At 67.2% G+C, this 12876-nt stretch carries 11 protein-coding genes and 1 tRNA gene; 4 read left to right on the forward strand and 8 right to left on the reverse strand.

The window, feature by feature from the left end; translation table 11 throughout:
- Positions 1-219 precede the first annotated feature (219 nt).
- From ACFWVP_RS07515 to ACFWVP_RS07525, 3 genes are all read left to right on the forward strand, one after another.
- Positions 220-915, forward strand: a complete 696-nt coding sequence (locus tag ACFWVP_RS07515) for a sugar transferase (RefSeq protein WP_384494401.1) — start codon at positions 220-222, stop codon at positions 913-915.
- 100 nt (positions 916-1015) lie between these two features.
- Positions 1016-3298 (forward strand): heterodisulfide reductase-related iron-sulfur binding cluster, encoded by a 2283-nt coding sequence (locus tag ACFWVP_RS07520; protein ID WP_384494402.1) that lies wholly within the window; start codon positions 1016-1018, stop codon positions 3296-3298.
- A gap of 220 nt (positions 3299-3518) precedes the next feature.
- Complete coding sequence (locus ACFWVP_RS07525) at positions 3519-4448, forward strand: Yip1 family protein (protein ID WP_384494404.1); 930 nt, start codon at positions 3519-3521, stop codon at positions 4446-4448.
- A gap of 86 nt (positions 4449-4534) precedes the next feature.
- Here the strand turns inward: ACFWVP_RS07525 and ACFWVP_RS07530 are convergent, their stop codons facing one another.
- Both ACFWVP_RS07530 and dcd read right to left on the reverse strand, forming a co-directional pair.
- A complete protein-coding gene (locus ACFWVP_RS07530) occupies positions 4535-5035 on the reverse strand; it encodes a phosphoribosyltransferase (protein ID WP_384494405.1) in 501 nt (166 codons plus the stop codon).
- Positions 5036-5041: 6 nt separating this feature from the next.
- On the reverse strand, positions 5042-5617 hold the full coding sequence (dcd, locus tag ACFWVP_RS07535; protein ID WP_329209486.1) for a dCTP deaminase: 576 nt from the start codon (positions 5615-5617) through the stop codon (positions 5042-5044).
- A gap of 468 nt (positions 5618-6085) precedes the next feature.
- On the opposite strand from dcd, the gene ACFWVP_RS07540 reads away from it, so the two are divergent.
- Positions 6086-6156: transfer RNA gene (locus ACFWVP_RS07540), tRNA-Gly, on the forward strand.
- 887 nt (positions 6157-7043) lie between these two features.
- Here the strand turns inward: ACFWVP_RS07540 and ACFWVP_RS07545 are convergent.
- The 6 genes from ACFWVP_RS07545 to ACFWVP_RS07570 all read right to left on the reverse strand — a co-directional run bounded on the left by ACFWVP_RS07545 (position 7044) and on the right by ACFWVP_RS07570 (position 12624).
- Positions 7044-8342, reverse strand: coding sequence for a hypothetical protein (locus ACFWVP_RS07545; RefSeq protein WP_384494407.1), 1299 nt, complete (start codon positions 8340-8342; stop codon positions 7044-7046).
- 130 nt (positions 8343-8472) lie between these two features.
- Positions 8473-9639 carry a helix-turn-helix domain-containing protein gene (locus ACFWVP_RS07550; protein WP_384494409.1) on the reverse strand — a complete coding sequence of 389 codons (1167 nt, stop codon included), beginning with the start codon at positions 9637-9639 and terminating at the stop codon, positions 8473-8475.
- Positions 9629-10432 (reverse strand): hypothetical protein, encoded by an 804-nt coding sequence (locus ACFWVP_RS07555; protein ID WP_384494411.1) that lies wholly within the window; start codon positions 10430-10432, stop codon positions 9629-9631. Before ACFWVP_RS07555 ends, ACFWVP_RS07550 begins: the two co-directional genes overlap by 11 nt.
- A 166-nt stretch (positions 10433-10598) precedes the next feature.
- Entirely contained in the window at positions 10599-11732 is a 1134-nt protein-coding gene (locus tag ACFWVP_RS07560) for a tyrosine-type recombinase/integrase (RefSeq protein ID WP_384494413.1), read from the reverse strand.
- Complete coding sequence (locus ACFWVP_RS07565) at positions 11732-11950, reverse strand: helix-turn-helix domain-containing protein (RefSeq protein ID WP_014046958.1); 219 nt, start codon at positions 11948-11950, stop codon at positions 11732-11734. Before ACFWVP_RS07565 ends, ACFWVP_RS07560 begins: the two co-directional genes overlap by 1 nt.
- Before the next feature lie 188 nt (positions 11951-12138).
- Positions 12139-12624, reverse strand: a complete 486-nt coding sequence (locus tag ACFWVP_RS07570; protein ID WP_384494415.1) for a helix-turn-helix domain-containing protein — start codon at positions 12622-12624, stop codon at positions 12139-12141.
- Between the last annotated feature and the right edge of the window lie 252 nt (positions 12625-12876).

Here is a 12876-nt window from a genome sequence, read left to right on the forward strand (position 1 = left end):
CTCAATTAAAGTGCTCACATATGCTCTGAGCTGGCCGTTTATACGGCTCCTACACGCAAGGGACGGCGTCACGCTGACGCAACACCCGCGACACCCCGCACTTCCGTCGCGCCACGCACCCCCGCCCCACCATCGCACCGTGGGATCGTTCTGTCACAAAATGCAGCGAGCCGGTCATAACGGCACGAATCAGATCCCGACCGATCCCGGGCAGGTGCGATGCAGAACGCGAAGCGGACCGCGGTACGTAGGACGACGCACCCCACCACGACCACAGCGGCACGGGCGGCGGCACGAACGGCATCACGGGCGGCGGCACGCGCCGCCCGCAGGGTCACCACGCGTCCGGCCGGCATGACGGTCAAGCGGAGCCTGGACCTGGCACTCGGTTCCGTTCTGCTGCTCCTGGCCGCCCCCGCGCTCACCCTCGCCGCACTGGCCCTGGCGCTCCGGGCGGGCCGCCGCCCCGGAGGCGTACTGAGCCGGGAACTCCGGACGGGCCTGGGCGGCCACACCTTCGAGCTGCGCTCGCTGCGCACCCGGCGACTGCGGCTCGACCTGCTGTCCCGCCTGCCGCACGTCGTACGGGGACAGCTCTCGCTGGTCGGGCCGGCCCCGCTGGCGCCCGACGACCCGGAGGTCTGCGGGCCCGGCGCCGGCCGCTGGCGGCGGGAGCTGCGCCCCGGCCTGACCGGTCTGGCGCAGGTGCGCGCCCGCTCCGGAATGCCCTGGGACGAACCCGCCCTGCTCGACGCGCACTACGCGGAGCATCATGGGACGGGTCTCGACCTGGCGATCCTCGCGCGGTCCGTACACATCCCACTGCGTACGGCGGTGCTCGGACTCGTCCGCCCGGGAAAGGCTCACCTGAGCGACACAGATCACCGCCTGCCCGGCTACAGCGTGACGGAATAAGTGGATAGTGTCAGCACAGACTGATTAAGTTACTGCTTAGTAATCGCTTGTACGTGTGTACGTGCTGGATCCCACCCTCGCAGGCCCGAGGAGCCCCCAAATGCAACTCGCCGCGATCATCGTGTCGCTGGTGCTGACTGTGGTCGGCGTTGCGCTCATCGCCCGAGCCGTCGCGCAGATCTACCGGTTCGTCCGTATCGGACAGCCGGTCCCGGCAGGCAGCCGCACCGACGACCCCAAGCAGCGCACGATCACCCTGGCCAAGGAGTTCCTCGGCCACACCCGGATGAACCGGTGGGGAATCGTCGGCTTCGCCCACTGGTTCGTCGCGATCGGCTTCCTGACCCTGCCGCCGACGCTGCTCCAGGCGTACGGACAGCTTTTCCAGGCCGACTGGGTGCTGCCGATCGTCGGTGGCTGGCTGCCGTTCGAGATGTACATCGAGTTCATCGGCATCATGACCGTGCTCGGTATCGTCACGCTGATGGCCATCCGGCTGCTGAACCTGCCCTCGCGGGCCGGCCGCAAGTCGCGCTTCGCCGGCTCGATCGCCTGGCAGGCGTACTTCGTCGAGTACATCATCCTGATCATCGGGCTGGCCATCCTGGCCCTGCGCGGTCTCGAAGGCGCGATCCACCACGTCGACGGCTACGAGGCCTCGTACTTCGTCTCGTACCCCCTGGTGCTCGCCTTCGAGGGACTGGACGTCGGTACGCTCCAGAACCTCATCTACCTCACCGCGATGATCAAGATCGGCACCTCGCTGATCTGGATGATCACGGTCTCGCTCAACACCAACATGGGTGTCGCCTGGCACCGCTTCCTCGGTTTCCCGAACATCTGGTTCAAGCGGAACGCCGACGGCGAGGTCGCGCTCGGCGCGCTCCAGCCGATGACCAGCGGTGGGCAGGAGATCGACTGGGAGGACCCCGCCGAGGACGCCGTGTTCGGTGTGTCCCAGGTCGAGCAGTTCTCCTGGAAGGGCATCCTCGACTTCTCCACCTGCACCGAGTGCGGGCGCTGCCAGTCGCAGTGCCCCGCCTGGAACACCGGTAAGCCGCTCTCCCCCAAGCTGCTGATCATGTCGCTGCGCGAGCACGCGCACGCCAAGGCCCCCTACCTCCTGGCCGGCGGCGGCAAGGACATGGAAGGCAACGAGCAGGCTTCGGCGGAACAGCTCAAGGACGTTCCCGCGGCCGCCCTCGCTGAGGCCGAGCGGCCTCTCGTCGGCACGGCCGAGGAGAACGGTGTCATCGACCCGGACGTCCTGTGGTCGTGCACGACCTGCGGTGCGTGTGTGGAGCAGTGCCCGGTCGACATCGAGCACATCGACCACATCGTCGACATGCGCCGCTACCAGGTGATGATCGAGTCCGCGTTCCCGTCCGAGGCGGGCACGATGCTCAAGAACCTGGAGAAGAAGGGCAACCCCTGGGGGCTCGCCAAGAAGCAGCGGGTCGAGTGGACCAAGGAGGTCGACTTCGAGGTCCCGATCGTCGGCAAGGACATCGAGGACCTCAGCGAGATCGACTACCTGTACTGGGTCGGCTGCGCGGGCGCCCTGGAGGACCGGGCGAAGAAGACGACGAAGGCCTTCGCGGAGCTCCTGCACATCGCGGGCGTGAAGTTCGCGATCATGGGCGGCGACGAGAAGTGCACGGGTGACTCCGCCCGCCGTCTGGGCAACGAGCCGCTGTTCCAGCAGCTCGGCCAGGAGAACGTCGCGATGCTGAACATGGCGTTCGGCGAGTCCGCCCCGGGCGAGGAAGGGGCCGACGACTCGACGAAGAAGGCCAAGGCGACGAAGAAGATCGTCGCGACCTGCCCGCACTGCTTCAACACCATCGCGAACGAGTACCCGCAGCTCGGCGGCGAGTACGAGGTCATCCACCACACGCAGCTGCTCCAGCACCTGGTGGACGAGGGCAAGCTGATCCCGGTGACGCCGGTCGAGGGTCTGATCACCTACCACGACCCCTGCTACCTGGGCCGTCACAACAAGATCTACACGCCCCCGCGCGAGATCATCGCGAAGGTCCCGGGTCTGCGGAACGAGGAGATGCACCGCCACAAGGAGCGCGGCTTCTGCTGCGGCGCCGGCGGTGCCCGGATGTGGATGGAGGAGCGGATCGGCAAGCGCGTCAACAACGAGCGCGTCGACGAAGCCCTCTCCCTCAACCCCGACATCGTCTCCACCGCCTGCCCGTTCTGCCTCGTCATGCTGACCGACTCGGTCAACGGCAAGAAGAACGACGGCCAGGCCAAGGAGTCGATCCAGGTGGTCGACGTCTCGCAGCTCCTCCTGGAGTCCGTGAAGACGCCCGCCGACCCCGCGGACGACGCGGCGACTGCGGACCGGCCCGAACCCGAGCCCGTGAAGTAACACGCGCTCCCACCGACGGAAGCGGCCGGACCTGCCTCGGGGGCAGGACCGGCCGCTTCCGTCGGTCCTGCGGCCGGTGCGCGGGGTGCGGCTGCCTCCTGCCCGGACCCCCGGCAGACCCCTCGGGGTTCCCCTAATGGATGTCACAGCTAGGCCGCAAAGGCGCCCGTGTTCCCCCGGCGCCCCCACCACACCCGCACGGACCAGGTACGTTCGATACGTGGCTGGATTCAGGATCGGACGCGGCCGGGACAACCGCACACCGCAGCAACACCCGCAGCAGCAACAGCCGTACGGCACGCAGGCGTCACCGCCGCCGCACGGCGGGCCGTCGTGGCCGCCCACGGGCGGCAGCGGCGCACCGTACGGAGGCCCTCAGGGCGCCCCGTACGGCGGCGGGCGGCGCGGCAACGGACAGGGACACGGAGGGAACGGACACGGGGGCGGGCACGATGAGCCGGAGTACTTCGGCGATCCGTACCACCAGCCCCCGCAACAGGACCCCTACGCCAACGCCCCGGGTCACACCCAGGCGTTCAGCATCAACGACGACCCGTACGCCGACGGGAACACCTACCAGGCCGGCCAGGCACCCGCCCAGCCCACGGGCCCGCGGCTGCACTGGAAGCAGCTGCTGAGCGGTGTCGTGCTGCGACCGGGGCCGACGTTCTGGCAGATGCGCGACTACCCCGTCTGGGGCCCCGCGCTCGTCGTCACGTTCGTCTACGGGCTGCTCGCGCTCTTCGGCTTCGACCAGGCCCGCGACGAGGCGATCCACGCGGAGGTCTCCACGGCCGCCCCGTACGTGATCATCACGGGCATCGGCTTCGTACTCGGCGGCCTGGTCCTCGGCGCCGTCACGCACACGCTGGCCCGCCAGCTGGGCGGCACGGGCTCCTGGCAGCCGACCGTGGGCCTGTCCATGCTGATCATGTCGATCACGGACGCCCCCCGCCTGCTCTTCGCACTGTTCCTGGGCGGCGAGAACTCCCTGGTGCAGATCCTCGGCTGGATCACCTGGCTGGCCGCCGGAGCGCTGTTCACGTCCATGGTGAGCAAGTCGCACGACCTGCCCTGGCCGAAGGCGCTGGGCGCCTCCGCGATCCAGCTGATCGCGCTGCTCTCGATCATCAAGCTCGGCACGATCTGACCCGACCGGACACCAGGAAGGGCCCGGCGCCTCCCGGCACCGGGCCCTTCCTGGTGTCCTGGCCCGTACTCACCCGTCCAGGGCTCCTACGAGTCGAGGACCTGCCCCGTACGCCGCACGACGGGCTTGTCGACGCTCCAGGGGAAGTTGATCCACCGGTCGGTCTTCTTCCACACGTACTCGCAGCTCACGAGCGACTGCGGCTTCTCGTAGATGACCGCGCTGCGCACCTCGGCGACGTGGTCGACGCAGAAGTCCCGCACCAGCTTCAGCGTCTTGCCGGTGTCCGCCACGTCGTCGGCGATGAGGACCTTCTTCCGTGTGAAGTCGATCGCGTTCGGAACCGGCGCCAGCATGACGGGCATGTCCAGCGTGGTGCCGACCCCGGTGTAGAACTCGACGTTCACGAGGTGGATGTTCTTGCAGTCCAGCGCGTACGCCAGACCGCCCGCGACGAAGACCCCGCCCCGCGCGATGCTCAGCACGACGTCGGGCTCGTACCCGTCGTCGGCGACCGCCTGGGCAAGCTCCCGCACGGCGAGCCCGAAGGCCTCGTACGTCAGATTCTCCCGCGCCTCACCAGCCATGCCGCATCACACCTGCGTCCGGTGGAAGTTCATGTACGAACGCGAGGCGGTCGGCCCCCGCTGCCCCTGGTAGCGGGACCCGTAGCGCTCGGAGCCGTACGGGAACTCCGACGGCGAGGTCAGCCGGAACATGCACAGCTGGCCGATCTTCATACCCGGCCAGAGCTTTATCGGCAGCGTCGCCAGATTCGACAGCTCCAGCGTCACGTGGCCCGAGAACCCGGGGTCGATGAACCCGGCCGTCGAGTGCGTCACCAGCCCGAGCCGGCCGAGCGAGCTCTTCCCCTCCAGCCGCGAGGCGAGGTCGTCGGGGAGCGAGATGACCTCGTACGTCGACGCCAGCACGAACTCACCGGGGTGGAGGATGAACGCCTCGTCGCCCTCCGGTTCGACCGTGCGCGTCAGGTCCACCTGCTCGACCGCGGGATCGATATGCGGATAGCGGTGGTTCTCGAACACCCTGAAGTAGCGGTCGAGCCGCACATCGATGCTCGAGGGCTGCACCATCGAGGCGTCGAAGGGGTCAATGCGAACCCGCCCGGCGTCGATCTCGGCCCGGAGGTCCTTATCTGAGAGAAGCACGCACCGAGGATACGCAGAACGCGCGAGCCCGCCCCAACCGGACCGCCCCGCGCGCCTGCCCTGCCACCTGCTACCGCCGCTCGCCCCCCACCGGAACGGCCTGCCGCAACCGGGCACAGCGCGGACAGCGGAGAAGCCGCCCGGGACCGATCCGGTCGGACCCGAGCTGCTGCATCGGGAACGACGAGGTAGCAAAAACGTGCCCTGCGGCACAGCGGACGACGGTGCGCTCCATCGACTCCATCAAGTCCCTTCCCCAACCAAGCCTTGGACGAGACCGCCACATTAGGGGATGAACAGGACGCCACTCCACGCGGCACTCCGCCCACCCACGCTACGCCCCCAACTCCCCGCACCCGCACCCGCGTCCACTCCCCGAAACGCGGCACAGACCCCGCGGCGAGCGTGCCGGGGGCCTGCCATGGGGTAGAGTGTGCGACGATGCACCGCCGATCACCGGCGCGCTTCGCGGGTGTAGTTTAATGGTAGAACATGAGCTTCCCAAGCTCAGAGCGCGAGTTCGATTCTCGTCACCCGCTCTTCCACGAACTCCCAGGTCATCGACCTGGGGGTTCGTCGTTGTCTAGACCTCTCACGACCTGCCGTGCCCTCCACGTGCCCTATCTCCCGGAAATACCCAGCCCGGAGGGCACGCGGCGCACCACCCCGCACCACCTCGGGCGGCACCCGCGTCCGACAGTGGGACGCATGGTCCGTGATCCGGGCCACTTGCCCGCCTCCCGGCACGCTCACTGCTGCGGGAAAAGCCAAGACTCTCCCCATTGGGCAGAGGGACGTCGCTGGTATCAGGAAACGCCCCACAGGCAGCGGGACCAGTGGGTAGCGTTTGACCACATGACTGGTGCCGCACCCGCGGGGGCGGAGCTTCTGACGTGCCTGAATCGTCTGGAGTTACGTTTCGATTCCGCCGCATCTCTTGTCGCATCGGACGCCCACCACGACCCCGCGACACTGGAATGGGCTGCCGTGCCGTTCTGCCTCTGTAGGAGCCGGACGACGAGGAGGCCCGGGCAGACAACACCCACCTACTCGGCCAGGGCATGTCGCTGGCCCAGGCGTTTCAGGGCCAGCGACAGGAGTTGCCGATCATCTCCATGTCCGGGCCCAAAAAGCAGCCTCACTTCCTCCGCGCCACCGACGCCGAAGCGCCCTACAGCCACGCGTACGGACTGCGTTAGTTAGCCCGTAATCTCCGCTGACTCTCAGGGAATCGATGCCGTGACGCCCGGAGCTACTGCTGCCAGACCGTCCATATGCGGAGTCGCTCAAGCCTCGGTGGTTCAAGCAAGGCTCTCAGCGCCAATTTGAGCCAGGCTGCGGCCGTGTTGTTGACGGACCAGGTGGGGGCCCGGTCCAGCAGCCAAGCTGGCGAATCGCGGAGGAACTGCCATGCGGGCCGTACCTCTCACTTACGGTCGGCGCCTCGGAAGATGTCGACCAGGTCTGTAGCGTTGTACCGGTGGTTGAAGAATAGGGCGACGGCCGCGATAGCGGCGATCCCTTGGAGTGATCCTGTGACGGATTCCGGCAGGCCGAGCTTGGGGGCGCCGAACAGGATGAGGAGAAACACGGCGACGGCGCCGGCCACGCGGAGCGCGGTCCGGTCGGTCACCGGTTCGATCTCGTCGACATCGTCCAGGAGCTGTCCGGTGCGGCCTTCCGCGTATCGCTCGGCGATGGTGAGCAGCATCTCGGTGAGGTCCCTCAACGCCATGCCCGGGTCTTCGTCGGTGTACTGGCGTTCCTCGGCCCGGCGCAGCGCGCCCACGACCTTCGCGGCGTGGGTCTTGAGTTCACGACGGTGGGGCGGCTTGGGCTTGCCGTGGCGGACCTTCCAGGCCCGTCGTATGACACTTTCGACGCCGCGCACCGAGACTCGCTGGGCGTCCAGAGGGGACCGTTCACCCATCTCCTGATGGGCTCGGGCGGCGCCAGTGGCGTAGCTGAGGATCACTGCGACCGGCCGGTGCTGCTGCTCGTCATGGTTGTCGACGGCTGGGGCGAACACGACACCGAGGCCGGAGCGCAGCGACGGCGGCTCCTTCTTCCTGTGGGCTACCCCGAAGGCGGCGAGGATTGCGGGAAGTATCCGGCGAGCCAGGTCGATCACGACGTATACGAGCATCAGGAACACGAGCGTGGTGGCCGTGTCCCAGGGCTTTTCCCACGGCTGGCCCCACAGCTTCTGTAGGCGGTGTACCAGATCCTCCGCCTGGTCCACGAAGAACAGGACCGCGTCCCTGGTCCCGGCGTAGAGGCTGGCGAGAGGGTCGAGGCCGCTGTACGCCCCTTCCTCTTCCTGCGGGTTCGCGTTCGGTGGGGGCAGCGGTCGGCGGAAGACCTCGGAGACCTCCACCGCGTACGAGGCGAGGTAGCCGAAGAAGGCCATGAAGATGAGGCCGGCGGGCAGGCCGATCACGGCCTCGTGCCACCAGCGCGTGATGGATTGCTCGATCAGCGGCCTGGTGTGTAGTCCATTGTCGGGGAGCACCGGGGAAATCGCCTCGTCGGCCCGGGTGAGCGTGTGCCGTGCCAAGCGGACGGTCAGCCGTCTGCGGAGGGTGCGGACTCTGTCGGCCTGTCTCCGCCGCCACCGGCCCACCTTGGACTCGGCGGCGGCGAAGGCGATGGTCGGCACCGCGCCGATGACGCCCAGCACCAGCACGCGCGTGGCGATGGCCAGGGCAGTCTCTACGTCACTCAAGCGATGGGACCCCTTACGTCATCAAGTACGTCGAGAGTGCGGGCTCTTGATGGATTTCTGACTCTCGTCCCACGGCAATGGACTGGCAGTCGCTGGGGAAGCGATGCAAGTCCCTTCCCCCAGCCACTCATCAGACAAGTCTCAGTACAGGGCGGCTGTCGGGCATCCCCAGCAGCTCACGTACCCTCGCCGGCTTCCACGCAAGTTCCGCAGCAAGCGCACGTATCGTCAGTCCCGTGTCTTGCTCTGCCAGCTCGAATGCCTTACTGAGCATCACCGGCTGTTCGCCGGGGTACCCACGTACCGATTGCGGGGCGAAACCGGGCTGCGCGCTGAGCCCTCGCAACCGCTGGTACGCACGACTGATCGTCGCATCAGAGACAAGCCCAAGTTCGCGGTACCGGTAGACGAGCGAGCTCACCGAGACGCCCCAGGTCTGCGACAGGCCGGCCAACCGCGCAAGGTCCACCCTCTGCGGTAGCAGCGGATGGATCGATTCCCGAGGGGTGAGGAACTCGGCAGCGAACGCATCTGCTTCACGCTCCAAACGGCTGTCGCCAGTAGCACCCGCGTGGAGAACCAGGTGCCCGAGTTCATGGGCCGCGCTGAAGCGGTATCGGTAGACATCGTCGGCGCGATTTGGCGTGAGGACTACAACGGGTCTCAACAGCCCAGAGCTGGAGAAAGCATCGACTTTAGCCGCAGCCTCCTCGGCTTCCGCCGGCGCGACGACGATGAGGCCATTCGCTTCCATCCGGCGAGCTAGGTGGCGCACAGGGCCGTCACCCAGCCCCCAGTGATGCCGGAGCGCTCGGGCAGCACCCACGGGGTCGTCAGGTAGCTCGGCGCCGGGGCATACCTCGCCTCCTGTGAAGCCGGGAAGGTTCACGAGAGGAAGCTGCACGCGCTTCTCCAGCGCGTGAGTGAGTTCCCAAACCTGTTCGACGAAGCCGAGGGCCCGCTCTCGCTGCGCCCCGGATGTGGAACGCAAGGCCCGAAAGTGAGCCATGGAGCTATCGACTTTACCCATCGGGCGGCCTGCGACGAAGAACTGAATGGGCACGTCCAGCACGTCGGCCAACCGAGGAATGAGCTCAGGGCGAGGACGGTTGGTACCCGCCTCGTACTGGCCAACAGCAGCTGCCGACACGCCTATACCGTCCGCGACCTCGCGCTTGGTGAGGCCGGCAAGGCGACGTGCCTGAGTCAGCCTAGGTGCGTGGAAACCGTCCCAGACTGCCCTCGGCGAAGTACCGCCCAGGCTCGTCCCCGGCAGTAGTGGTTGCTCAATGTTCATTGTCCTCAGCAGCGTTCACGAACGCTTCGTACTCGGTCTCACTCTGCGGCGGAGTTCCCGTGGCACGGGCCGCCTCGCTGCGTGTGGAAAGCGCAACCTCAGGAAGATCACCAGAGGCAAAGTTATCCCCTGCGCGCTGGTTCGGTACAGCGTAGATACGGCTCTCGGCACCGGTCGTGAGCAGAGACTTCTCGGTCACCCACTGCAGGTTCCCAGCATCGTCCAAGAGATTCGCCTGGCCCCACCAGGCGCGCTGCAGACCACTCATGTTCATCTCGTACGGGATGAGGACCAGGCCGGGGCGGGGGTCCCTCTGCGCAAGATCAGCCAGTGATCGCCGAAGAAGCAGCTCCGGGCCTTCCACTACAACCAGAGGATCCGCGATCCATCGGGGTGCTGGCGCATCGGTAAGGGCGAACAGCTCCCGCATCACGAGAGACAGCTTCTTCGGCCACTTGTCGCCCGGCTCAAAGCCGTCGACCGAGTCCACGCGGTAGGGGCAGAGGATGGTGTTGTGCACCAACACAAGCTCGTAGAACGTGCCAGGCTTGATGAGTTCGGTCCCGGGGATGCCAAGGTCAAGCACGTGCTCAGCGATCCGGTCGTACTGATTGGTCATGCGCGCCGCCCCAGCAGCGAACTTGTGCTTGGACCGACCAGCCAGATGCGACTCAAGCATCGCCGACTCCGTGTCGAGGAGCCCCATCTGAATCGCGAGTCGAAGGCCGGCGACATCTTCCCCAAATCGACCACTGGCCCAAGACGGCATAGGCCCGTCGACGTTCGCGTCCACGCATCACTCCGATCCACGACAGCTTGCGTTACTCCGAGGAGGCTACCGCAGGAACTTTAGTCGATCACGCGAATCTTGCACTTTCGATGAATCTTCCACGCCGCCAAGATCTATCGCCCGGGCCGCAAGGGCGCGCGGTGTGGTGCCACACGCCCCTGCGGCCAATTCAGGCTTCGCGCGCCGGACACTGGCGGGCGGCCTGGACGCGAGCATCGATACCCCTGGCGACCTCCCGTTGCCGCTCACCATCGGAGTGCTGGTAGATCAGCGCCGCCTTCTCCGAGGACTGGCCGGCGCGGACCATCGTGTCCTTGAGCGTGGCGCCGGACTGGGTGGACAGGGTGTGGCCGGTGTGCCGGAGGTCGTAGAAGCGGAAGCCCTCCGGCAGGCCGACCTGGCCGCGGGCCCTGCGCCACTTGCGGCCGAAGGTGGACCGGCGGAAGGGGGCGCCCCTCTCCCCGACGAACAGGAGCCCGTCGGGTTCCTTCTCGGCGTACCAGTCGAGGTGACGCTTCACCTCGATGTACAGGAAGGCGGGCAGGAAGAGGGTTCGCCTTCCCGCGGCCGACTTGGTGTCGCCTTCAACGCGACGCCCGGTGGTCAGCTCGGGTGCAGCGTCCCGAACCTTGACCGCAAGCGGTTCGAGGGTGACGTCGGGCCGTCGAAGGGCGGCCTGCTCCTCCGGGCGCATGGGCCCGTAGGCGCCGAGGTAGACCATCAGCCGCCACCTCGGTCCCATGACGTCGGCGAGCGCGTCGACCTGTTCGACGGTGGCCGTCGGGCGTTCCTTGGCCTTCTCGCTGCCTGCGCCCCTGATCCGGCAGGGGTTGCGGCGGATCAGCTCGTCGTCGGCCGCCGTCTCCATGATGGCCTTGAGAAGGCGGTAGGACTTGGCCACGGTCGTCGCACCGGTAGCCCCCAGCCGCTCGACCCGCCAGGTGCGCACGCCCGGCGGCGTGATGTCATCCAGGTTCACCGAGGCGAACACGGGCAGCAGGTGCAGGCGCAGGAGCCTTCGGTACAGCTCCTCCGTGGTGGCGGAGAGCCCGCGTTCCTCGACCCACTTCATGGCGTACGTCTCGAAGTTGATCGAGCCGGCGTCGGGATCAACCCAGTGCTTGCGCTCGATGTCGGCCTGGGTGAGCGTGAGCCAGGTCTGGGCCTCGGTACGCGTCTCGAAGGTCTCCGGGGCGGTGCGACGGCTGCCGTCCGGAGCCCAGTAGCGCGTCTGCCACCGCCCCGACGGGAGCTGACGAACGGTGCCGAACTCGCGCCGCCGCTGCGGCTTACGGACGGCCATCAGGCTGCCTTCCCGAAGCGGGAACGCGCGTCGCCAAGAGTCGGAACGGTGCGCTCCTCGATGTACGCGGCGATGGCGCTCTCAGGGATCCGTACGGGCTTGCCGAGCTTGACGTAGCGGATGCGGCGCTCCTGGATGAGTCGCCGGATGAAGCGCACGCCGGTGCCAAGCCGCTCGGCTGCCTGCTCCACGGTGAGGAGGGTGTCGGTAGTGGTCACCTCCCCCTGCGGTCGCGGGTGCTGAACAGGGGCGTGCGGTATCGCCGAAGGGCGCAAGTGAGTGCTCCGGTTCCGGCCGGCGGACGGGGCGGCAACCCCGGGCCTGGCCTCATGTCGTTCAGGGATGGGATGGGCAGGACGGCCACAGCGGGGGTTTGCGTTCCCGCTGCGCCAGGTGGTGTGGGCCGCTATGAGTCCGAGGCGGGCCCGTACTCTTCGTTGCGCTTCATCAGTTCGGTGGCGATGGCGTTGGAGACCATCACGTCAGCCTCTTCGCGGATGTCCGGGTGGTCGGCGAGATAGGCGTCGAGCTGGTCGCGGGCCTTGCGTGCCTCGTGGTTGGCACGGTTGGAGGCTCTGTAGGCGGCGACGACGTTGTCGATCAGCTCCATGGCCCGGCCCATGGTCGCCAGGCTGGGCGGCCCGACGAAGTTGCTGAGCGGGACGCCGAAGATCTCGGCGAAGCCGATGGCCTCATCGAGGTTGATCCGGCGCTTGCGGTTCTCGATGCGCCAGACCGCAGACGGGTTCATGTCGAAGCCGACGTCGTTCATGCGGTCGGACAGCGTGGTGGTGCTCCAGCCGCGTTTCTCGCGCTCCAGTTTGACCCGCACAGCGGCGTTGTCCTCGCCGCTGAGGAGCACGCCCTCAGGGTTTCCCTCGTCATCCGGCATCGCCCCCTCCTCCCGTTCGCTGCGTGTACCGCCGGTTGTGCGGCATGGAACAAGATTAGCATCTGTTCTGCAGATCGCATAGCGCTATGCGATCTGCATAGTCCGTGGTACTGTAAAGCACCCCAGCAGACCGCACCGATCCGCTGAGGCATGCCTTCTACCAGCCCCCGACATACAAAAAGCCCCCCGGTGACCCAACACCGAGGGGCTCAGAGCGCAAACCTCATGCCGCCCATCCCTGAACGACTGACC

The sequence above is a fragment of the Streptomyces sp. NPDC058637 genome (genome assembly GCF_042717325.1).
Taxonomy (GTDB): Bacteria; Actinomycetota; Actinomycetes; order Streptomycetales; family Streptomycetaceae; genus Streptomyces.

Bases quoted from the DNA above. Each gene is read 5' to 3' on its own strand.
- ACFWVP_RS07560 (WP_384494413.1), bottom strand. From the start codon at position 11,732: ATGGCCGTCCGTAAGCCGCAGCGGCGGCGCGAGTTCGGCACCGTTCGT.
- ACFWVP_RS07570 (WP_384494415.1), bottom strand. From the start codon at position 12,624: ATGCCGGATGACGAGGGAAACCCTGAGGGCGTGCTCCTCAGCGGCGAG.
- ACFWVP_RS07520 (WP_384494402.1), top strand. From the start codon at position 1,016: ATGCAACTCGCCGCGATCATCGTGTCGCTGGTGCTGACTGTGGTCGGC.
- ACFWVP_RS07550 (WP_384494409.1), bottom strand. From the start codon at position 9,639: ATGAACATTGAGCAACCACTACTGCCGGGGACGAGCCTGGGCGGTACT.
- ACFWVP_RS07515 (WP_384494401.1), top strand. From the start codon at position 220: ATGCAGAACGCGAAGCGGACCGCGGTACGTAGGACGACGCACCCCACC.
- ACFWVP_RS07530 (WP_384494405.1), bottom strand. From the start codon at position 5,035: ATGGCTGGTGAGGCGCGGGAGAATCTGACGTACGAGGCCTTCGGGCTC.